We start from the raw sequence: 20,846 nt of genomic DNA on the forward strand, positions 1-20,846 counted from the left end.
ACACCTGCAGAGCTTAATTGGATAGGGCCTTCCGTACAGCTAAAATATACTTCGATTGATCCAGCGGATTCACACCGCGCCGCTTCCGCTCTGCATGAACATCAGGAGGGCTCGGTTGATACCCTGCAAAAGAGGAAGTAATCACGCCGCGCCCGCCTGACATCGCGCTTAGTTTTACGGGATATTCAAGCGACGTCGCGACAGGAAGCCGCCCTTCTAAGACGAAACGGCCTCCCGCGATGCTAGGCGCGTCAAAGGTCGCCCGCATCTGCACGAGATCGCTCAGCACCTTGCCGCCGAACTCCTCTGGCACCGTGATGCGCACATGCAGCATCGGTTCTAGCAGCGTCGTGCCCGTCTGTGCGAGACCTTGCATGATACCCATCGGCGTAGCGACGGCAAAATCGAGCGGATGGGTGTGCCACACATGGTGTTCACCCTCCACGAGCGTCACCTTCACATCGGTGACTTCCCAACCGAGCAGCCCCTGCTGGAGCGCCTCCGGCACGCGGCGCGCCACTTCATTTTGGTACTGCACGAGCAGCTGCTCGCCGCGTACCTGGGACTCATACACGAGCCCGCTGCCCGGCGCACCCGGCTCGATGTGAAACCGTAAGATGGCCCAGCACGGCTTGGGCATCGTATAGGCAATGAAGCCTTCGCCGGCTTGGGAAGGCGTTTCTTTGTAGATCACGGAAGGTTGGTCGAACCGTACCGCGAGGCCGAATCGCGAGCTCAAGAGACTCGTCAGAATCTCGAGCTGGATCGCGCCCATGACCTTGACGTGCAGCTCGCGTTCCTCCTGCAGCCACTGCAGATCGAGCAGCGGATCTTCGTCCGTGAGCTCCTGCAGGGCGGCGACAAGCGCAGGGTACTGCGCATCGCTCTCGGCGTGCACCTGCACGGTGAGCAGCGGCACCGCCATGCGCGGCGCAGGCGGCACACTGTCTGGCAGGCCGAGCACATCGCCGATCCGCACCTGCGTCAAGCCGCAGACGGCCGCGATGTCGCCCGCCGCAACAATGCCGAGATCTTCGGCTTTGCGCCCGTCGATGCGGCGAATCTGGGTCACCTTCTCCTCCACGCCCTGCGTGGCATTGACGACGGTGTCCCGGTTGCGAAGCGTCCCCTCGTAGAGGCGGACGTATGCCATCCGCCCCATGGTCTTGTCGCGCTCGACCTTGAACACCACAGCCGATAGCGGCTGCTCGGCATCGCCGCGCGGCTCAGGCAAATAATCGAGAATTGCTGCAAGCAATTCTCGGGTGCCAAGCCCTTTGCTGGAGGCTCCGACCAGCAAAGGAAAAGCCTCACCCTGCCGCGCGTATCGCTGCAGGGTGGCTTTGACGTCGTGCGCCGCGATGGGCGCACCTTCGATGTAGCTCGTGAGCATCGGCTCATCGAGCTCGGAAAGCTTTTCGACCGCGGACGCGAGGTCGAATCCTTGTGGCGCGCCGTCTGCGGGCGGCGCGTCGTCCAATACGTTCCGCGCCCCGCGGAACGTGTCTTCAATACCGAGCGGCGCATAGATCGGCACCGCCATTCCCGTGAGCTGCTTATGAATCTCTTGCAGCACCCGTTCGGGGTCCGCCCCGACGCGGTCTAATTTATTCATATAAAGCAGCGTTGGGATTTTCAGCGATTGCAACGCATGCCAGATCATCTCCGTCTGCGACTGCACGCCCTCCACAGCGGAAATAATCAAAATCGCCCCATCCATTACGCGCAGCGAGCGTTCCACTTCCGATAGAAAATCGACGTGTCCCGGCGTATCTACCAGATTGATCCATGTATTTTGCCAGACTAAGCTAGTCGCTGCACTGCGAACCGAAATCCCCCGCTCACGCTCCACCTCTAGGGAATCCGTCTGCGTAGTTCCGCTATCCACACTGCCTAACGCGCGAATACGTCCACTTATGTACAGCAAGTGCTCAGTTGTTGTCGTTTTGCCTGCGTCGACATGCGCGAAAATGCCCACATTTCTTCTCGACACTATGCGTTTCTCATCTGTCATTTAAGACCCGGCCCCTTTGGCTTTCATTCTTTCATCTATTATACTAAAAGAGTGCCGATTTGGATAAGTTCACCAAATTCCATTGAGGAGGAACTCCTTTGCATCCACCTGAACCCACCGCCATAAGACTCGACAGAGGGGACCCTGCCATCATCGCCTTATCACAAGCTGATCCAAAATTAGCTCGTCTGATCGAGCTCATAGGTGAACTCACGTTAACGCCTAACTAGTCTTCTGCGTTGGGCTCAGAACGAAAAGTTAGCGTTATGGTATCACCTTATTATGTGTTGGCTCTCTTGAATCTTGCCCAGTTTCCTAACTCAACAACAATTAGCGCAAGCAGCCGCATTAGGCCACTCACGCTCACATTCAAGTTCACACTCTACAGTATCTCTATCATGCCTTAGCATCTGCCCGCAGCCCACGCAAATACGTCTGCAACAACCGACGCAAGCTCTCATCCCGATCTAGCTCCATTCGGAAGCCATTCCGATGCTCGAGCGAGGCGAAGCCATGCACCATACTCCGAAACCCCCGAACCACATGAAGCGCGTCTTCTTCGCTTAGCCCATAGGGTGCAAGAATGCGGAGCAGGAAGCTCACAACCCCAGCGCCGACCTCTTTAAGCTCAGGATCCTCGTAATCAGGGAGCGCCGAGATCGCCTCGTACAGACCTGGCTGCTTCCGAGCAAAATCCACATAAGCCACGCCCGCAGCCAACAGCGCATCATCCTCGGATTTACCTATGACAGCCTCGATCATCGCTTCTTTTACGAGAATAAGCCCACGCTTGGAAAGCTGCTTCCGCAGATCAGGCAAACCTTTGATATGGTTGTACAGGGAAGGTGTTTTGATGTTGAGTTTGGCGGCCAACACAGCAAGCGAAAGCTGCTCGATTCCTTGTTGATCGGCAATTTCAATCGCCGCCTGCAGCACGATTTCTGCATCTAAACCTTGTCGAATAGCCATGATGTGTGTCCCTCTTTTCTAAATGGTCGCTGATGTGCCTTGGAATTTTACCGATGCTTCTTCAAGCGCAGCATCTATGATGGCAGCTGGCTGCTCAATCATTCGTCCATGCCCCACTGCCAGTAAACTAGGCTCCAACTGTCTCAATCTGCGTGTACTCTCCAATGAAGCTGCTTTACTCCACGTAGCCATCGCCGGGAACGGGAACCAGAATTTGATCACACCCGACACAGCTACACCGCCACGTACTTGAAAAGCATCCCCAGCGATCAACGCCTTCGTCCGCACATCGAGGAAAGCCATGGATCCCGGTGTATGACCTGGAGCAGCAAAAGCTTGCAGCGATCCAATCCGATCGCCATCCTCCAACAGCACATCGGGCTTTGTCTGAATTCCTTTAGGGACGCCGCCCTTAATAGGCGTTTGAGGCTCGCCTGCCTCCAGCTCCACATTGCCTGCCAGCAGCTTCGCATCTCTCCGGGAGATGTAAACCTGTGCTTGTGGCAGCACTTTTTTCAAACCGTCGAGGGCACCAATATGATCCCCATGAGCATGCGTGAGAACGATGCGTGTAATCGGCTTCCCGAGCTGCTCCGCTGCCTGGAGGATGCCTTTCACACTGAATGGCAAAGCTGCATCAATCAAGGTTAGTTCGGATTCTTCTTCCACCAAGTAGCAATTCACTGGGAAAAATCTTGGCATAAACGCCAGTTGGTATAAATGTCCGTTTCGCGTTATTTTCATTTTCAACGTCTCCTGTTAACTACTTATATTAGTATTATAACTAATGACATTAGTTTTGTGAAGAGGTAATTTTCCTGGGCATGGGAATTTGAGCAAATGTCTGAGTGTTCTTAATTAGACTGTGGTGAGAAAACCCTTATCGAAGCCATTCATGGATGAGCGACCGCGTTTAGATGTAGGTTTTATCGCCAATAAGTGCATTTTTCGTATATCGAAAACTTAATCTTCCTTATGTGGTAAAATAGTTCTCATATTTGTCCTACCATCCCTACCAAAGAGTGAGGTTACCTTATGAATAGTGAAACATTAGCGCTTTTTAAAACATTAACCGAAATGCAAGCCGCACCCGGCTTCGAGCGAGAAATCCGCGCCTTTGTGCGCGGCGAGTTAGCCAAATATACCGATGAGTTCGTGCAGGACGGCCTCGGCAGTCTCTTCGGGGTAGTGCGCGGCGATGAAACAGGACCGCGCATCATGGTCGCTGGCCACTTCGACGAGGTCGGCTTCCTCGTGACCGGCATCACCGAGCACGGCACAGTCAAGTTCCAGCCGCTCGGCGGCTGGTTTAGTCAAGTGCTGCCCGCGCAGCGCGTGCAGATCATGACGGCGAACGGACCGATCATCGGTGTGATCGGCTCCGTTCCCGTGCACTTGCTGGACGAGGCTGCGCGCAGCAAGCCCGCAGACATCAAGACGATGTACATTGACATCGGCGCGGAAGATAAAGCCGATGCCATCGCCATCGGCATCAAGCTTGGGCAGCAGATCGTGCCGATCTGCCCGTTCACACCAATGGCCAATCCGAAGCGGATTATGGCCAAGGCTTGGGACAATCGCTACGGCGTCGGCCTCGCGATTGAGCTCTTGAAGGAGCTTCACGGCGGGCCGAAGCTCCCGAACGTCCTGTACGCCGGTGCCACCGTACAGGAAGAGGTTGGCGTGCGCGGTGGCAGGACGGCTGCGAATATGATTCAGCCGGACCTGTTCTACGCGCTCGATGCAAGTGCGGCGGCCGATATGACCGGCGACCGCCAAGCTTTTGGACAGCTGGGGCGCGGAGCGCTGCTGCGGATCTTTGATCCCACGATGATTACCCACCGTGGGATGGTCGAGTTCATTCTGGATACGGCGGAGACGCATAAGATCCCGTATCAGTACTTCATCTCGCAAGGCGGAACGGATGCTGGGCAGGTGCACGTGCAAGGCACAGGGATTCCTTCCGCTGTGATCGGGGTATGCGCGCGCTACATCCACACTTCCGCTTCAATTCTTCACGTGGATGATTATGCCGCGGCGAAGGAATTGCTAATCAAGCTGGTGCAAGCCAGCGATCGCACGACATTGAATACCATTCATTCACAAGCCTAAACCATATCCACTCCAAAAAGCCGTCCGTTCCAGCTAATTGCGGAATGGATGGCTTTCCTATACTGACTCATGTCATCTGACAATTCGTGTAGGTATGGAGTAGAACTATGTATTGATACAAGGAGGCTTACCATAAAAGCTATGATTCCTACAGGATGGAAGTGCATCTATGAGAATCCACTCTCCTCGCCACAGGATGTGGAAGGCTTTCGCATGGAAGGAGATGGTGCCGTCTCCTTCCCAATGGGCAGGATGAGGCTGGAGGGAACGCGCAGCCTAGAGGACGAATATAAGGCGAACATCGTTTATTGGTGTCCGGACACATTCCCTGCTGACGTTGCCATCACATGGGAGTTTTGGCCGATTCGAGAGCCAGGACTCGCTATCTTGTTTTTCGCTGCTGCGGGAAAGGATGGGTACGACTTGTTCGATCCTATACTCCCTGCGCGAACAGGCGAATATGATCAATACCATCACGGAAAGATGAATGCGCTGCATATCTCTTATTTCCGTAGGCGCTACGCATCAGAGCGTGCCTTTCATACCTGCAATCTAAGGAAAAGCTATGGCTTTCATCTCGTGATGCAAGGGGCGGATCCTATTCCCGACGTAGCGGATGCCTGCGGTCCATATCGAATTACTATCCTGAAGCAAGGCGCGTGCGTGACATTCGCGATTAACGATCTCCCCATTTTCACGTGGGAAGATCCTGGCACGACATTTGGTCCGATACTTGGAGAGGGGCGCATCGGCTTCCGGCAGATGACCCCATTAATCGCCGAATATGCCAATCTTGCCATTTATGCGCCATAGTTGGCATTACTTCGTGAAATAGCACACCACAGTTCATAAACGAATAGCTGCTGCCTAGCCACTCCTTTGATATGGCCTGGCAGCAGTTTTTTTGTTTTATTGCGGATATATCGCCCATCAGAAATCAGTTTCAGAAACCGAAAACTAATTCTTCTAATGTGGTAAAATTTTTACATTTTTTTCATAAATATAGAACTAATGTTCCAATATATGGTACAATTATCCCTATAACTTGTTTTAGAAAGAAGGAGACCCATGACCTCAATTATTCGTGAAGCAACACCCAAGGATACATCCGCGATCAGCTCACTTGTTACTCATCTTACCGGCAAGGTTATTTCCCCTTTACATATTGAAAACAGGCTGCATAACATGCGGGATAATCCAGACGAATTGCTCTATGTGTACGAAGAAAAGAACCGTATTCTTGGCACATTAAGCTTTCGAATTCGCAGAGATCATGAAGCACAGCATGTAACCTTTAGTGAAATATCTGTTATTTCGTTCCAGAACGACCCTGACACGAACCAAGCACCGATGGAACAATTGAAAAGTTATGCTGAACAGCTTACCTACGATCATAATTGCTCTGGAATGATGTGGCTAACTGACATGGCATCCACCGATATTACCCGCTCCCGCCATTCACCTATGGGCTTTCATGAATCCGGCTACCGATTTGTTAAACGATTTCTCTAACGAAGTAGATACACCTTCTCTATTATTTTACGAAGGAGTGCTTACACGTGCTGACTGGCTTTAATGAAGGAGCTTTAAGTTCGTTAGTTCTGATCCTGTTCATCAGCATCTTTATTCTTGTCATTGGCATCTTTCTCTTCATCCTCATACGATCGCTTGCGGTCTGGACATCTAACAATAACGCGCCCATTGAAGATCGATCCTGTAAGGTTGTTGCCAAACGAATACAGTTCTCTGGAAGCTCTGGTGATTTGAACTCAAATGCCTCTTACTACGTTACGTTCGAGTTCGATGATCTGAGTAGATTGGAGCTATGGATAGGACGGCAGCAGTTTGGCTACATGGCAGAGGGGGACACGGGCAAATTAACGTTTCAAGGCACACGCTTCAAAGAGTTCGAACGCAAACAAGCCATTTAACTATTTAGCTATTAGGTCCCTGTACTTCAGGGATTTCTACTACAGACACTTCTCTGTAAAATCCAACTTACTGAATCCCTAATGGAAGGCAATTCGTGGAGAGCCGTCATTTCTCGACATTGCCTTCGGACCATTGCAGATTGCACACGGCAATACAAGGCCCCCTACCTCCTGTACAATAGGCGGCCTCCCGCGATGGATTAGAATGAAAGCGCTTTTTCACAAAACAGCGAAATTGCAAGCATGGGCAAGATAACACCAAAAAATCGACAAAATTCCGCCGTTTTTTAAATAATCTGAATATTTACAATATTTTAATAATAGGCTATTATAAGTCCAAGGCAAACAGGAAGGACAACCCGCACCAGACGGTGCAGCAACAACGCAGAGCCTGAAATCTTCGGTGAGAGGGGATAGTCCATTGGACCACGTTAGCGAAGCATGCTACTCACTTACGCTCCAACGACAGGAGCCACGTGTAGGAAGTGAACGTCTCACTCGTTCAACTTAGCATGCGGGAAATCAGATCAGGCAGGTCATCATTTAAGAAAGGAACTGAAGTGAGGGACTTGTCGTAAAGAGAGGCTATTGGAGACTACGTTTGGAGACTAACTACGGAGAAAGGACACTTTGACTTTGAGAATGACTTATCGCTTTCAGGACCGGATGAACGAAATTTCTCGGAATGGAGTGTACGGAAGAACAATTGAATAGGCAAAACGACTCATAGGAACCTCCGGTTATCTTGGATAAGCGGGGGTTCCTATTTACGTTTAAGCAGCGTTACTTGTCCGGGAGCTGTGTTTGCTGCACAATCGGCAGTCGCACGATGAAGGTGGTCATTTCATCAACCGCGCTCTCCACCGAGATGGAGCCATGATGCATTTCCACGATTTTCTTCGCAATAGATAAGCCAAGTCCATTGCCGCCTGCTGTGCGATTTCTGGATTTATCGGCTTTGTAGAACCGCTCAAAAATATGTGTCTGATCCTCTTCGGGAATACTCGCGCCATTATTGGAAATGCGTGCAATCGCTTCTTTCCCGTTACTCGCCACACTCACACGAATCAAACCACCAACAGCAACAAATTTCACCGCGTTGTGGATCAAATTGGTCCATACTTGGCTGAGCAAATCCTCATCCGCGTCAATCGTTACCGCATCCAGCTCGATATCCATTTCAATCGCTTTATCAACCCACTGCGGCTCACAAGCGAGAATATGATTGCGCAATTGTTTATCCAGTCTGTAGCTCTTCGGTTCAAAAGGATGATGCTGCGACTCTAAGGAGGTCAGCTTTAGCAAATTTTCGCTGAGCTTGGATAAGCGTACACTTTCCGTTTCAATGATAGTCAAATAATGTTTACGATCCTCGGGCGACAGCTGATCATTCTGCAGAGCGCGGGAGAAGCCGCTTATGGACGTTAAAGGGGACTGTATTTCATGGGAGACGTTCGAAATAAACTCCTGCCTCATTCGCTCCAGCTGCCCGAGATCGGTCGCCATTTGATTAATGGATTCCGCCAACTCTACGAAAGGGCCATTCTGATGGCTATTGTCAACGGACACATTGAAATCCCCTCTCGACATGCTGCGTATCGCTTGATTCAAGCTTTGAAAGAAAATCAATTGGTGCTTGCGCAAAAATTGGCCAAGAATCGCCATGGTGATCCCCCAGAGGAACATCCCGCCTAAGCAGTTGATCAACTGCACCCATACTTCCGCTGGGCGTTTCCCCAGATGTGTGTAGAGATGCTCTGTTCCGTAGAAGGCCGCTAGCCAATACAAGATAATAAGGACAAATATCCCTATGCCAAAGAAGACGCCGCCTATCCGCTGGAGAAGGGACTGTTTCTTATGAGTATCCTTTCGCAATCGTTTTCTTTTCTCTATTTCTTTTTTCAGTTCCATTTTCAGCCGTATTTTCTTTTCTTTCTTCTCCAGCTTCTTCCGCCATCTCTGTTCCCACTGATCATGATTCCTCGGGTGTTGACCGTTCACTTCAGCACCTCCAAGCGATAGCCTAAGCCGCGAATGGTCGCAATGCGAAAGGCGTGCCGCTCCTCCGGAAACCGCTCGCGCAGCCGATTGATATGCACATCGACGGTGCGCTCGTTGCCTTCGTAGTCAAACCCCCAGATCTGCTCGATCAACTGATCGCGGGAAAAGGTTTTGCCCGCGTAGCTCGCAAGCTTGTAGAGCAGCTCGAACTCCTTGAGCGGCAGCGTGATGCTCTCTGCGCCTACGGTGACTTCATACGTTTTGCGATTCATGCTCAAATCGCCGGCCTGAATGTTTTGCGCGGAGGCAATTCTGTAGCGCTTGAGCAGCGCTCTTACCCGCATCGTCAGCTCAAGGGGTTCGAAGGGCTTCGTGAGATAGTCATCCGCACCAAGCTCGAAGCCTTTGACCTTCTGGGCTGTTTCTCCTTTGGCCGTCAGCATGAGAATCGGCAGATCATAATGCTCACGAAGCTCCTTGCACAGCGCCCACCCGTCCATATTTGGCATCATCACGTCTAGGATGACCAGATCGACTTGGACGGTTTGCAGCTTTTTGAGTGCTTGGGCGCCATCCGCAGCCTCGACGACATCAAAGCCCTCGTTCAGCATGAAAACACGGACAAGCTCACGAATATATGGATCATCATCTACGATCATAATGGGTGCCATGGTTCATTCATCCTCACTTCTTGATGTATTTGTTTACCAGAAAAGCTTTATCTATGCTTGCATTGGCGTATCTTTCGGCATTCCAGGATCTTTATCCGTCGGCTTTTTCATCGCATTCGGCAGCATTCTAGCCTTCCCAAGGAAGATCGCCGCGATTACACCCGTGAATACGATGATGCTTCCCGTAATAAATACGCCGCTTAGGGAATGGGCAAATACGTGCTGCAGCTCGGTTAAAATATCTCCTGGCAGCTTGCCTCTCGCACCAGGATCCAATAATAGCTGCGGGTTAGCAAATTGCTTCAGCTGCTCCGCAGGGATTTGCTTGAATTTCTCACCCATGCCGCCAAGACCATCTGTCATCCGGTTCGTCATTAGAACCCCCATGATGCTGACCCCGATGGTGGCACCAATGGAGCGGAAGAACTGAACGAGCGAAGTCGCAACGCCCCGGCTCGCAGGTCCGACTTCCCCTTGCACCGCAATGTTGAGCGTTGGCATGATGAGACCCATACCCAAACCGGCTACGATCATATCTAGGATAATCACTAGTTTACTTGTTCCCACGTCCATGGTCGACATAAATGTAAAACCTAGTCCGATAAGGAACATGCCCGTGATCACTAACGTACGGTAGGACACTTTGCTCGACATCCGTCCGCCAATAATGGCTGTAGCCACGACGGACAGCATCAATGGCGTTAGAATATAGCCGCCGATCGAGGGGCTCACACCGATAACGCCTTGCACAAATAATGGAATGTACGTAATGGCACCGAACATCCCCACGCTCATGAGTACCGCGATAATACTTGTGACGGAAATCACTTTATTTTTAAATAAATGTAAGGGAATCATCGGTTCTGAGGCTTTCGTTTCAACCCATAGGAACAAAGCAAGCATAATCGCACTCACGGAGAACAGGCCAACGATTTGTGGAGAGCCCCAAGCGTAATGTGTGCTTCCTGCTGCTTCCGGATCACCGCCTAAGACGAGCGCAAGCAAGCCAGATACGATTGCAACGCTCAACGTAATGGCACCCAGCCAATCAATGGCACGCTTCGCTTGCGTCCGGCTTTCCTTCAGGGTAACTGCGATAAGAACCATCGCCGCGATACCGAAAGGCAGATTAACATAGAAAATCCAGCTCCAATTCAAATGTTCCACGATAAAACCGCCGATCGCAGGTCCAATAATACTGGACAAGGCCATGACACCGCCGAACATCCCCTGCATTTTACCTCTTTTTTCAACAGGCAAAATATCACCAATGATCGTGATCGCAATCGGCATAAGCGCACCCGCACCAATCCCTTGCAGACCTCGGTACATAATTAATTCCGTCATATTCGTTGCTAAGCCGCATAACGCAGACCCCACGATGAATATCCCGATACCCGTGAGGTAAATACGCTTCCTACCATATAGGTCGGCTAGCTTCCCAAAGATGGGCATGCTCGTTGTGGACGTCAACATATAGATAGAGAACACCCAGCTGTACATGGCGATGCCGCCTAAATCACGAATAACCGTCGGCATGGCTGTTGAAATGATCGTTTGATCCAACGCACCCAACAGCATACCTAGCATGAGTCCAACGATGACCCATTTTACATTTTTTTGCTCACTGCTCATGTTCCTTTCGCTCCTTTGCTGCTTTCATTGTTGCATTTAGCATAAGCGCGAAATATAAACTGAATTTAAACCAGATGAACCGTTTTGCGAATGAAAGTGCTTTATTTGGTAAAAACTTTATGATAAATTTGGGGAAGGAACAGATTCTTTTGGGGGGATATGGCCTGTATGACAAATAACACATTGGCGGATTTCAACAAACTGACTACCGCGGAAGCGGAAGCCCTGTTTCAACGCGAGGTTCTATCTGAAGGATTCGCAGGTTTCAGGCGATTGCTCGACAGTCTCACAGATGCGATCAAAGCAGCAGAAGACACAGATATAGAGACCGTTGCGCATTCCGTCGCGAAAGCGAAGCGACTTTTTCCAGAACCCGTGGATTTTAGCCCCTCGTGGGAGACCATTTGGCCAGAACTCGAATCGACAATTGCTGCAAAAAAACATATTTTCACCAACATCCCCCCTGCGGATCGAGCCGGGGAATGGCAGGTTATTATGGATAATCCGCTCGTTGTGCAAGAAGTCGTCTGTTACCCGGGCTTAACTTTCGAGGACGCGGCCTACTTGTACGCTTATTTCCGACCTCAATTAGAGAAATCGGAGTACATTCGTCTCCAAAAAATCCAAACGGTCATTCAGGAGATTGGCAGTTAAGCTGAAGTTCGTTCTACTTCAGCTTCTCCTTCATCCACTCACACCAATACAAATCCGTATCTACCTTCATTGTAGCTTTATGCACGAGGACGTACATGCCAAATGCATCATCACCAATTTCTAATTGATCAAGCGGTTTATCACTTCCTTGTTGGAGCTTATCCATCAGGAGGTTGAATCGCTCTTTTTTCTTTTTATAATACACTTCGCGTACCGCCAGCATCTGCCGCGCCTGCTCTTTATCCACTAAACCGATACAATACATCTTTAAAGCAAGTTCATCTCGCGTCACAGGTTCATCCGTTGGCTCAGCAATCCATCCCCGTAGGGCATCCTTCCCTTGCTCCGTAATGGAATAAACCTTCTTATCCGGCTTATCGGATTGAGGAACATGAACGAAAGCGACGTGTCCCTTTTGCTCTAATTGTGCTAATAATGGGTAAATTTGGCTATGTTTAGCTGACCAAAAAGGTTGTATATGCTGCATGAGCTCATACCCTGAACGGGAGTTTTTAGTTAACAGGCTTAGTAGTCCATATGAAAGGGTATTCATTGCCGCTCCTCCTTTATGTCATTATTGACATATAAACATATCGGTAGTATGATGATTTTCATTCAAATTATAGAGAATACTATCGTTAAGATCAATGGATAGAGTGGAGGCATTACTTTGAGTAAGGATGAGCTACAGCAAGTGCGCTTTTGGCCGATCATGATCGCGATCTTCTTCGGGTCGTTCGTTTCAATCCTAAGCATGAGCACGATAAATATCGCCATACCAATTCTTAGTGAGCATTTCAATACCGATTTGAGCAAAATCCAATGGACGATTACTGGCTTTATGCTCGCAAGTGGTACAATTGCTCCGATTACCGGCTATTTCGGGGAGAAATTCAGCTACAAACGTCTATACGCGATTGCGCTGATCGGTTTCACCGTTTTCTCACTTTTATGTGCGTTAGCTTGGGATGCTTCTTCATTAATTGCATTCCGTATTATACAAGGGGCGTTCAGTGGTCTGATCATGCCTGCTACGATGACGATCGTCTATCAAGTAATTCCGCGGGATAAGCAACCGATTGCGATTTCCCTTTGGTCCTTATCTGCCATGATGGCGCCTGCCATTGGGCCAACACTAAGCGGTTGGTTGCTGCAAAACTGGAGCTGGCACTGGTTGTTCCTTATGAACGTACCCGTCGGTGTAGTCGCTATTATTCTTGTTTTTAAATTAATTCCTTATTACCGTCTTTCCGTTCCAAAAAGATTTGATCTCATCGGCTTACTGACCGTCGTTGTCAGCAGCCTTGCCTTGCTCGTCGGTTTCTCGCAGGGCCATGCTTGGGGCTGGACATCCGGTCGTGTCATCGGATTATTTACAACAGGCTTCCTAATCCTTCTATTGTTCATCTGGAGAGAGCTTAAGGTTGATTCACCGCTATTGAACATCCGTGTGTTGAAAAACTCGCGTTACACCTTATCTCTTATTATTTCTAGTATTGTTACGATCAGCTTATACTCAGGAACGTTCTTAACACCGATTTTCCTGCAAAATATTCAACATGTCACCCCGCTGGATACGGGACTAATCTTGCTGCCGGCATCCCTTGTTATGGCGCTCTGTATGCCCCTTGTAGGCAAGCTGTATAGCAGTGTCGGGCCGCGCATTCTTATTTTTATCGGTATTTCCTTAATTGCCATTGGTACGCTCACACTTAGTTGGTTAAGTACAGACGTCTCACGCGGTTATATTGTGTTCTGGATGATCGTTCGTAACGTCGGGATTGCTTTCGCTACAATGCCAGCAAGTAATGCGGGTATGGAACAAATCCCTAGAACCCTGTCTGGTCATGCAACGTCCATTAACAACTGGGTTCGCAACGTATTCGGATCCTTCGCGATTGCCCTATTCACATCGGTGCTCTCGTCCCAAACCGTTACACACAGCAAGGAACTCGCTGTAGGCGGGATGAAGGACAAAGTTCAAATTGGTACACACGCCTTTACAATGAGTGTCAACGATGTGTATTTGCTCGCAACATTTATTGTCCTAGTGGCTCTGCCGCTAAGCTTGTTCATACGCAAACGCTCTGTTTCACCAGACAATCCTTCCGCTTCAGCACCTGCTCCTATTGTCGCAGCGCCGAGCCCGAAGGCTTAATGAAAGAACCCCAGTCCGATGTGTGTTTTACGTACATCAGGCTGGGGTTCTTGTTTTTATGCGCGGTAGAAGTCGCGCAGCAATTCATCCATCACGCGATTCGTACGCGCGGCCGTTACTCCAGTGCTTGGGCTCTGCCCGATGCCTCTGAGATCGTTCACCACGGTCTGGATCAGCGGTTGTTGAACGTGTGGAGGATTCGGAATGTCCAACTCTTCTATAGAGCCATCTTCCGCCACAATGCGTAGATCCCCACTGAAGGTGGAGAACGAGAGCTTGCCGCGGCTGCCAACAATCTCATTCAAATCTAGGCGCGTATAGGAGTTAAAGCTCCAAACTCCTGTACCCATCACACCGGATTCGAATGCGTAGCTCGTGGTAACAATGTCTTCTACCTTTTGCTTACCTGTTTGGTTTCGTGCAAAGCCTTTGACCTCACCAATCGGTCCGAGTAAATAATCGAGAATATCTAACGTATGACTCGCCAGATCTACGAAAAGTCCGCCACCAGACAGCTCAGGCTGAATGCGCCATGGCTCTAGCCCCTCTTCATACTCTCTAGCTGGTTGCAGATAGGTCGATTGAACAAAACGGACTTCACCGATTGCACCGCTATCAATCAGTCGCTTGATTTCCACGAATTTCGGCAGCCCTCTGCGATAATACGCCACGAACAAAGGCACGTCCGCTTCTTCACAAGCGGCGATCATCTCCTGACATTCGGCGTGATTCCTAGCCATTGGCTTCTCCACGTAGACCGGCTTTCCTGCTTTGGCAGCGAGTAAGGTGTATTCGTGATGAAATCCGGGCGGCGTTGCCACATAGACCGCATTTACATCCGGATCGTTCACCAATGCTTCCGCATCGTCGTACCATTTTGCCACACCATGCCGCTGTGCATAATCTTCTGCTAGTGCCCCATTGCGGCGCATAACCGCGACTAGCTCCGAACCTTCTGCCTTCTGCAAGGCGGGACCGCTTTTGACTTCTGTCACATCACCACAGCCAATAATTCCCCAACGTACCTTTTCCACTCGTATTGCCTCCTCGTGATTACCTCGTGATTACGTAGTTAGTTAGGTAATTCGACGAGAAGCCGTCGACTTCCTGTTCTACCGCATGAGCTAGTGGACTAATTAAAAACAAAGAAATTGGTACTTTGTATGTACCACTAGGGTTGCTATACTTTTCCTAACATAGGATAAAAGCAGGTGAACACATGTACAATCCCTCACATTTTAAATTAGAGGACCTTTCGAAGATGTATGAGTTCCTAGCAGCCCATAGCTTTGCTACGGTCGTTTCTCAGCATCTGGAGCGCCCATTTGCAACACATATTCCCCTAATATTACATCCGGAGGAGCATTGTTTATACGGGCATTTCGCCAGGTCTAATGCGCAGTGGACGGATATCGAGCAGCAAGAGGTTCTGGCCATTTTCCAAGGCCCTCACTGCTATATCTCACCTTCCTGGTATGATACGCCTGCCGCTGTTCCTACGTGGAATTATACGGCTGTGCATGTTTATGGCAAAATGGAACTCCTCCACGATGATGCGGAAATCTTACGCCTCCTAGAAGAGCTGACACTTAAGTACGAGGATCGGGGCAGCTCGTATACCTTAGAAAATGTTGATCCACAGTTTTTAACTGGATTGCGTAAAGGAATACAAGCCTTCAAGCTCCCGATCTCTAGTATCGAAGGCAAAGCCAAGCTGAGCCAGAATCAGCCGATTGAACGGCAGGAACGTATTATTCAGGCACTTGAGCTCAAAGGGTACCAAGAGCAACAGATTGCCGCACTGATGAAAGCGAACCTGCACCCTTAACGCATAAAAAGCCTCCACCCCCTATGAACTTCTCGAGGGTAGAGGCTTTTTGCAATTAAGAGTGAATCTGCATGGATGTGGACTCCATCGGTGAATGCTCCGCAATCAACTGCTCTTGAATTTGCAGCTGTTGGGTAGCAAACTCGCGATACATCTCATGCGACTCGATGAGTTCCTGATGCGTACCGCGACCTGTGACAACACCTTTGTCGAGGAACACGATCTGATCTGCGTCCACGACCGTGGATAAGCGATGGGCAATGACGAGCGTTGTACGTCCTTGCATCAAATTCTGCAGCGCCTGCTGCACCACGACCTCGGACTTGCTGTCCAAGCTGGAGGTTGCTTCATCCAGCATTAAAATCTTCGGATCCCGCAGCAGCGCTCTGGCGATCGCAATACGTTGACGCTGTCCACCTGACAGCTTGATCCCGCGTTCTCCGACTTCCGTGTCATATTTCTGCGGAAGCTCATCAATGAAGCCATCAGCGTAGGCCATCTCGGATGCCCGCTTCAGCGCTTCTTCCGTCACGTCATGCTGCAAGCCATAACAGATATTATCCCGAATAGTCCCGGCAATAAGCGGGCTCTCCTGTGACACATAGCCGATCTGGCTTCGCCAAGAGACGAGCGAGTACTGATCGATGCTATCCTCACCTAGCGAAATATGGCCTTCCTGCTGCGCATAAAACCGTTCCAGCAACGAAAACATCGTCGTCTTCCCGCTTCCGCTTGGTCCTACAATCGCGGTGACCTTCCCCGCGTCCATCGTGAAGCTAACATCCTTGAGGACCGACTCGCCCTCTTTATAGCCGAACGTCACATTTTCAAAATGCAATGATTGTGAAGCATCCTTGACGGGTACACCCGTATGCGGATCCTCTTCCTCATGATCTAACACCTTCAGAATCGTTTCCGTTGCTCCCATTGCTTTCTGCGTTTGCGTGAAAAATTGCGTAACTTGCGTAATCGGCATCACGATTTGGAATAAATACAGCATAAAAGCAACCAGTTGACCAGCAGATATAGCTCCAGATGCCACGCGTGTACCACCATACCCGAATAAGACAACGAACAACATCAACATGACAAACATGATCAGCGGCGACATTAATGCCTGAATTTTACCTTCTTTAAGACCAAATTTGAACAGCGTCTGAATTCCTGCGCTGCCTTCTTTATACTCGATAGGCTCTGCATTTGCTGCCTTGACCAAGCGAATTTCGCTCAGTACTCGATTTAACACGGAAGTAAAATTAGCCGTCTCGGCTTGCATGCCTTTCGATATTTTGTACATTTGCATGCCAAGTGGAAAAAGGATAAGAAACGCGATTGGAAATATGCTAAACATGATCAGCGTCATTTTCCAATCCATATATAGAAGTACGATGATGGAACCGATGATGGAAATGCTCCCTGTAATAAAGCCCGCGGTATGCTCTGCGATCAGTCCTTTAATAATAGCCGTGTCGTTCGTCATCCGGGAGATCGTGTCTCCTGTTTGATGATTATCATAGTAGCGGACCGGGAGTACCAGCAGCTTCTTCCACAAGCGATCTCGGATACCCGCCACTACGCGCTGACCTGAATAGTTGAGCAGGTACGTAGCTAAACCGGAAGCCAAGGCGGATGCGATAAAAGCAAGGGCCATCCCGCTGATTTGCCACCAATTCAGGGAAGAAATCGAGAAATTATCGACCACATTTTTGGTGAAAAGCGGAATGACTAAAGCTACCAAGGTAGCAATCACGCTTAAGCCAAGGGCAATGCCCAGCAGAAGCTTCGGCGGATTCGCCTCCATTAGCAGGCGGATGAATCCCCGCCAGTCGTTTTTAGGTTTGGTTCGTTCAGTCTTCGTTACAGCCATCTATCTCTACTCCTTTACCCGATCGGATTTGTTTATCTCTAACACTGGTACGATCATACTCCCCTATTTTAAACGGAATATAAACGAGGTCGAATCGGTCCGCAGGCGGATTGGAGGTGGGGTGATTCCAAAAAAAGCTCCCTCACGAAAAGCCGCATGGCTTCTCACAAAGGAGCTCTCCTATCATTCCGTCTACGATTCCGTGGCCACCTGCCACATCACGCCGTACCGATCGCGCACACGACCGAGCATGGTGCCCCAGAACATCCGTTCAAACGGCATGATCACATCGCCTTCCGCTGCTAACCCTTCATAAATCGTGCCCGCTTCCTCCTCGTCCTTGAAGGTCAGCGCCAAATCCATGCCAGTACCTCGATCATTCGCCTCTGCACCAGCGTCCGCCATGAAAAATCGCAGACCCAGCGCCTGCAGCTCCAGATGCATAACTAAGTGCTTCATAGACGCTTCCATTCCCGGCAGATCGCCGTATGTTTGGATGCTGATAATTTCCCCTCCAAACACGCGTACATAAAAATCAGCCTGCTCTCGTGCATTTGCACTATAAATATAGGGTGATAAGGTTGCCATTGCTATCGTTCCATCCCTTCTGCACGACCCCATTGTAATCGATTTTTGCCGTGGGTCTTCGCTACATATAACAGTTCATCTGCTGCGGCCACTAGCTCTTCCTTGCCTTGACCCTGAACACGGACCGCTGCACCGAAGCTCATTGTGACTTGAAATGCATCTTTGCCATGTTCAAATACCCATGATCGCAGCTCGTCCATAAATCGTTCAAACATCTCAGTCGCCTTTTGTTGATTGTCCGTGTATAGAATAATCGCAAACTCTTCGCCGCCATAACGGAAGGCCCGCCCGTGTGTAAGTGGAATCGTTGATTGCAGCAAGCTTCCGATCGTCCTCAGAACGGCATCCCCTGCTTGGTGTCCATACCGATCATTGATTTGTTTAAAACAATCAATATCCCCCATCATCAGCACAATCGGCTGCTTTCCTGCAAAGGCCTCTCGCATGAGTTCTTGAAAGCTTCGATGATTATAAAGCCCCGTCAAGTAATCCTGCTTTGCTAAGTTTTCGTAGATCCCCTTCTCGACGAAATGTTTTCGCTCCCTTGCTACAATGATGCCCCCAACGACACCAATCATGAGTAGAAAAGCAATATTAAATAAGTGCCGCGGTATATCATCGATCAGGAAGCCGCCATCCACCAGTTCAACCACGAAAAAATAACCGATGGAGATCATAAGTGTCGCTACCATGGATCCGCGGAAACTCCAATATAATGATGCATGTAAAATAACTAAATAGGCTATTGGGAAAAGCGGACTGTGCGTCCCATCTGTGAGTGAGATAATCGCAAAAAATGCCAAATAGTCCATGACCACGCCAAACCGCGTCATAAAGCGATATACATTAGACGCAATCGGAGTACGATGCAGAGCGAATTCCGTCGCTCCCATAAAGATAACAGCCACTGATAATAGACTGAAAAATACAATCAAATCCTGTGGGGTTTTATGATAGTAGATAAGAAATAAATACGTTGAAGCAACTACTAGAAACCATCGCACACAGCTGTATGCCATTTCTAAAATATGGTCAGACTTCCTTGTCTTCACCATGCTGTTGTTCACATCCCTACAAGATGACTTCCTGCTTAATTCATTCTCTAAAATGGATGGAATGTCCTGCTTCTCTACTTGGCAGCGCAGGTTTTGTTTTTGGGGGAAGCTTACTATACAATAGTAAGAGGGGAGCATCCCCTAGTCATGTTCGAGGAGGTCTACGCATGAATACTTTCACATTTCACAATCCAACAACCCTACATTTTGGTCAGGGTCAATTAGAAAAGCTAACGACCGAAGTGCCTAAGTATGGGAAAAATATTTTACTCGTTTATGGTGGCGGCAGCATAAAAGCCAACGGCATCTACGACAACGTTGTTAAGTTGTTGCAAGCTCTTGACGCAACGATCGTCGAGCTAAGCGGCGTCGAGCCGAACCCGCGACTAACGACCGTTCACAGAGGTGTTGAACTATGTCGCAGTAACCAGATCGACCTCATTCTTGCTGTTGGTGGCGGTAGTGTTATCGACTGCGCGAAAGCGATCGCTGTTGGTGCCAAGTTCGAAGGCGACTTCTGGGATATCGCAACGCGTAAAGCAGTAGCGACAGGTGCTATCCCGTTAGCAACGGTACTCACGATTGCTGCAACAGGCTCTGAATTGAACTCCGGTTCTGTCATTACGAATTGGGAAACGCAAGATAAACTCGGCTGGGGAAGCCCTCATGCTTTTCCGAAATTCTCCATCCTTGACCCAGCTCATACAACATCCTTGCCTGAAAACCAAACCGTTTACGGTATGGTCGATATTATGTCGCACGTGTTCGAACAATACTTCCATCATGTCACAAACTCCCCGATTCAGGATGGGTTCTGTGAGACGATTCTACGTACTGTGATTGATACAGCCCCTCTGCTGCTCCAAGATTTGAACAATCTCGAACACCGCGCAACGATTCTATATAGCGGCACTATGGCGCTGAACGGCACGCTAAGCATGGGCATTCGCGGCGATTGGGCGACGCACAATCTAGAGCACGCGGTTTCCGCTGTCCATGATATCCCGCACGGCGGAGGCTTGGCCATCCTCTTCCCGAACTGGATGACCCATACCCTTGACGCTAACGTTGGACGTTACAAGCAGTTCGCGCAGCGCGTCTTCGGCATCGATGCCGCAGGCAAATCCGACAAGCAAGTCGCCGAAGAAGGCATCGCAGCACTGCGCGCGTTCTTTGTCAGCATCGGCGCACCGAGCCGGTTGGCGGATTACAACATCGACGACTCCACGATCGAGCTCATGGCGGATAAAGCCATGATTTACGGCGATTTCGGCAACTTCCAGAAGCTGACTCGTGCAGATGTGGTTAAGATTTATCAGATGTCGCTATAGGAATAGCGAGCATATGAAAAGCCGTCCTTCAA

Annotated in this window: 20 protein-coding genes; 9 read left to right on the forward strand and 11 right to left on the reverse strand. The window is 49.7% G+C overall.

The features are described 5' to 3' along the window. Nucleotides 1–13: 13 nt before the first annotated feature. The gene (locus AC58UX_RS20955) at nucleotides 14–2,014 is read right to left on the reverse strand and encodes a GTP-binding protein (RefSeq protein WP_497256257.1); all 2,001 of its coding nucleotides are present in this window, start codon (nucleotides 2,012–2,014) and stop codon (nucleotides 14–16) included. Nucleotides 2,015–2,112: 98 nt separating this feature from the next. On the opposite strand from AC58UX_RS20955, the gene AC58UX_RS20960 reads away from it, so the two are divergent. Next, nucleotides 2,113–2,244, forward strand: a complete 132-nt coding sequence (locus tag AC58UX_RS20960; RefSeq protein WP_497256259.1) for a hypothetical protein — start codon at nucleotides 2,113–2,115, stop codon at nucleotides 2,242–2,244. 166 nt (nucleotides 2,245–2,410) lie between these two features. Here the strand turns inward: AC58UX_RS20960 and AC58UX_RS20965 are convergent, their stop codons facing one another. Together AC58UX_RS20965 and AC58UX_RS20970 are read right to left on the reverse strand one after the other, a co-directional pair. After that, a complete protein-coding gene (locus AC58UX_RS20965) occupies nucleotides 2,411–2,983 on the reverse strand; it encodes a TetR/AcrR family transcriptional regulator (protein ID WP_497256261.1) in 573 nt (190 codons plus the stop codon). A gap of 18 nt (nucleotides 2,984–3,001) precedes the next feature. Next, nucleotides 3,002–3,727 (reverse strand): MBL fold metallo-hydrolase, encoded by a 726-nt coding sequence (locus AC58UX_RS20970; protein WP_497256263.1) that lies wholly within the window; start codon nucleotides 3,725–3,727, stop codon nucleotides 3,002–3,004. A 291-nt stretch (nucleotides 3,728–4,018) separates the two neighbouring features. Between AC58UX_RS20970 and AC58UX_RS20975 the strand changes: the two genes are divergently transcribed. The 4 genes from AC58UX_RS20975 (at nucleotide 4,019) to AC58UX_RS20990 (ending at nucleotide 7,026) form a co-directional block, all read left to right on the forward strand. Then, nucleotides 4,019–5,095, forward strand: a complete 1,077-nt coding sequence (locus AC58UX_RS20975; RefSeq protein WP_497256265.1) for a M42 family metallopeptidase — start codon at nucleotides 4,019–4,021, stop codon at nucleotides 5,093–5,095. A 141-nt stretch (nucleotides 5,096–5,236) separates the two neighbouring features. After that, a complete protein-coding gene (locus tag AC58UX_RS20980) occupies nucleotides 5,237–5,908 on the forward strand; it encodes a DUF1961 family protein (protein ID WP_497256267.1) in 672 nt (223 codons plus the stop codon). Nucleotides 5,909–6,163: 255 nt separating this feature from the next. Continuing rightward, nucleotides 6,164–6,607, forward strand: a complete 444-nt coding sequence (locus tag AC58UX_RS20985; RefSeq protein ID WP_497256269.1) for a GNAT family N-acetyltransferase — start codon at nucleotides 6,164–6,166, stop codon at nucleotides 6,605–6,607. A 47-nt stretch (nucleotides 6,608–6,654) separates the two neighbouring features. Beyond that, the gene (locus AC58UX_RS20990; RefSeq protein ID WP_497256271.1) at nucleotides 6,655–7,026 is read left to right on the forward strand and encodes a DUF2500 domain-containing protein; all 372 of its coding nucleotides are present in this window, start codon (nucleotides 6,655–6,657) and stop codon (nucleotides 7,024–7,026) included. A 783-nt stretch (nucleotides 7,027–7,809) separates the two neighbouring features. On the opposite strand, the gene AC58UX_RS20995 is transcribed toward AC58UX_RS20990, so the two are convergent. Genes AC58UX_RS20995 through AC58UX_RS21005 form a run of 3 tightly spaced genes read right to left on the reverse strand, consistent with a single transcriptional unit; the run spans nucleotide 7,810 to nucleotide 11,333 of the window. Further along, nucleotides 7,810–9,027, reverse strand: a complete 1,218-nt coding sequence (locus AC58UX_RS20995; RefSeq protein WP_497256273.1) for a HAMP domain-containing sensor histidine kinase — start codon at nucleotides 9,025–9,027, stop codon at nucleotides 7,810–7,812. Next, complete coding sequence (locus AC58UX_RS21000) at nucleotides 9,024–9,698, reverse strand: response regulator transcription factor (protein WP_497256275.1); 675 nt, start codon at nucleotides 9,696–9,698, stop codon at nucleotides 9,024–9,026. Before AC58UX_RS21000 ends, AC58UX_RS20995 begins: the two co-directional genes overlap by 4 nt. A gap of 51 nt (nucleotides 9,699–9,749) precedes the next feature. Then, nucleotides 9,750–11,333 (reverse strand): MDR family MFS transporter, encoded by a 1,584-nt coding sequence (locus AC58UX_RS21005; RefSeq protein WP_497256277.1) that lies wholly within the window; start codon nucleotides 11,331–11,333, stop codon nucleotides 9,750–9,752. Nucleotides 11,334–11,501: 168 nt separating this feature from the next. On the opposite strand from AC58UX_RS21005, the gene AC58UX_RS21010 reads away from it, so the two are divergent. Beyond that, complete coding sequence (locus AC58UX_RS21010) at nucleotides 11,502–11,987, forward strand: hypothetical protein (RefSeq protein WP_497256279.1); 486 nt, start codon at nucleotides 11,502–11,504, stop codon at nucleotides 11,985–11,987. A gap of 13 nt (nucleotides 11,988–12,000) precedes the next feature. Here AC58UX_RS21010 and AC58UX_RS21015 read toward each other — a convergent pair whose 3' ends face one another. Next, nucleotides 12,001–12,540 carry a PadR family transcriptional regulator gene (locus AC58UX_RS21015; RefSeq protein ID WP_497256281.1) on the reverse strand — a complete coding sequence of 180 codons (540 nt, stop codon included), beginning with the start codon at nucleotides 12,538–12,540 and terminating at the stop codon, nucleotides 12,001–12,003. 117 nt (nucleotides 12,541–12,657) lie between these two features. Here AC58UX_RS21015 and AC58UX_RS21020 point away from each other — a divergent pair, with 117 nt between their 5' ends. Then, nucleotides 12,658–14,145 (forward strand): MDR family MFS transporter, encoded by a 1,488-nt coding sequence (locus tag AC58UX_RS21020; RefSeq protein ID WP_497256283.1) that lies wholly within the window; start codon nucleotides 12,658–12,660, stop codon nucleotides 14,143–14,145. A gap of 56 nt (nucleotides 14,146–14,201) precedes the next feature. Here the strand turns inward: AC58UX_RS21020 and AC58UX_RS21025 are convergent, their stop codons facing one another. Next, on the reverse strand, nucleotides 14,202–15,185 hold the full coding sequence (locus tag AC58UX_RS21025) for a Gfo/Idh/MocA family protein (RefSeq protein ID WP_497256599.1): 984 nt from the start codon (nucleotides 15,183–15,185) through the stop codon (nucleotides 14,202–14,204). A 179-nt stretch (nucleotides 15,186–15,364) separates the two neighbouring features. On the opposite strand from AC58UX_RS21025, the gene AC58UX_RS21030 reads away from it, so the two are divergent. Then, nucleotides 15,365–15,973, forward strand: a complete 609-nt coding sequence (locus tag AC58UX_RS21030; RefSeq protein ID WP_497256285.1) for an FMN-binding negative transcriptional regulator — start codon at nucleotides 15,365–15,367, stop codon at nucleotides 15,971–15,973. A gap of 55 nt (nucleotides 15,974–16,028) precedes the next feature. Here AC58UX_RS21030 and AC58UX_RS21035 read toward each other — a convergent pair whose 3' ends face one another. From AC58UX_RS21035 to AC58UX_RS21045, 3 genes are all read right to left on the reverse strand, one after another. Further along, entirely contained in the window at nucleotides 16,029–17,840 is a 1,812-nt protein-coding gene (locus AC58UX_RS21035; protein ID WP_497256287.1) for an ABC transporter ATP-binding protein, read from the reverse strand. A 192-nt stretch (nucleotides 17,841–18,032) separates the two neighbouring features. Next, nucleotides 18,033–18,428, reverse strand: a complete 396-nt coding sequence (locus AC58UX_RS21040; protein WP_497256289.1) for a VOC family protein — start codon at nucleotides 18,426–18,428, stop codon at nucleotides 18,033–18,035. A gap of 2 nt (nucleotides 18,429–18,430) precedes the next feature. Further along, a complete protein-coding gene (locus AC58UX_RS21045; RefSeq protein ID WP_497256291.1) occupies nucleotides 18,431–19,483 on the reverse strand; it encodes a GGDEF domain-containing protein in 1,053 nt (350 codons plus the stop codon). Between the two features lie 167 nt (nucleotides 19,484–19,650). Here AC58UX_RS21045 and AC58UX_RS21050 point away from each other — a divergent pair, with 167 nt between their 5' ends. Continuing rightward, nucleotides 19,651–20,814 carry an iron-containing alcohol dehydrogenase gene (locus AC58UX_RS21050; protein WP_497256293.1) on the forward strand — a complete coding sequence of 388 codons (1,164 nt, stop codon included), beginning with the start codon at nucleotides 19,651–19,653 and terminating at the stop codon, nucleotides 20,812–20,814. The last annotated feature ends 32 nt before the right edge of the window (nucleotides 20,815–20,846 follow it).

Source organism: Paenibacillus sp. J22P90 (assembly GCF_059692195.1).

Bases quoted from the DNA above. Each gene is read 5' to 3' on its own strand.
- AC58UX_RS20955 (WP_497256257.1), bottom strand. From the start codon at position 2,014: ATGACAGATGAGAAACGCATAGTGTCGAGAAGAAATGTGGGCATTTTC.
- AC58UX_RS20965 (WP_497256261.1), bottom strand. From the start codon at position 2,983: ATGGCTATTCGACAAGGTTTAGATGCAGAAATCGTGCTGCAGGCGGCG.
- AC58UX_RS20970 (WP_497256263.1), bottom strand. From the start codon at position 3,727: ATGAAAATAACGCGAAACGGACATTTATACCAACTGGCGTTTATGCCA.
- AC58UX_RS20975 (WP_497256265.1), top strand. From the start codon at position 4,019: ATGAATAGTGAAACATTAGCGCTTTTTAAAACATTAACCGAAATGCAA.
- AC58UX_RS20980 (WP_497256267.1), top strand. From the start codon at position 5,237: ATGATTCCTACAGGATGGAAGTGCATCTATGAGAATCCACTCTCCTCG.
- AC58UX_RS20985 (WP_497256269.1), top strand. From the start codon at position 6,164: ATGACCTCAATTATTCGTGAAGCAACACCCAAGGATACATCCGCGATC.
- AC58UX_RS21000 (WP_497256275.1), bottom strand. From the start codon at position 9,698: ATGGCACCCATTATGATCGTAGATGATGATCCATATATTCGTGAGCTT.
- AC58UX_RS21005 (WP_497256277.1), bottom strand. From the start codon at position 11,333: ATGAGCAGTGAGCAAAAAAATGTAAAATGGGTCATCGTTGGACTCATG.
- AC58UX_RS21010 (WP_497256279.1), top strand. From the start codon at position 11,502: ATGACAAATAACACATTGGCGGATTTCAACAAACTGACTACCGCGGAA.
- AC58UX_RS21015 (WP_497256281.1), bottom strand. From the start codon at position 12,540: ATGAATACCCTTTCATATGGACTACTAAGCCTGTTAACTAAAAACTCC.
- AC58UX_RS21030 (WP_497256285.1), top strand. From the start codon at position 15,365: ATGTACAATCCCTCACATTTTAAATTAGAGGACCTTTCGAAGATGTAT.
- AC58UX_RS21035 (WP_497256287.1), bottom strand. From the start codon at position 17,840: ATGGCTGTAACGAAGACTGAACGAACCAAACCTAAAAACGACTGGCGG.
- AC58UX_RS21040 (WP_497256289.1), bottom strand. From the start codon at position 18,428: ATGGCAACCTTATCACCCTATATTTATAGTGCAAATGCACGAGAGCAG.
- AC58UX_RS21045 (WP_497256291.1), bottom strand. From the start codon at position 19,483: ATGGTGAAGACAAGGAAGTCTGACCATATTTTAGAAATGGCATACAGC.
- AC58UX_RS21050 (WP_497256293.1), top strand. From the start codon at position 19,651: ATGAATACTTTCACATTTCACAATCCAACAACCCTACATTTTGGTCAG.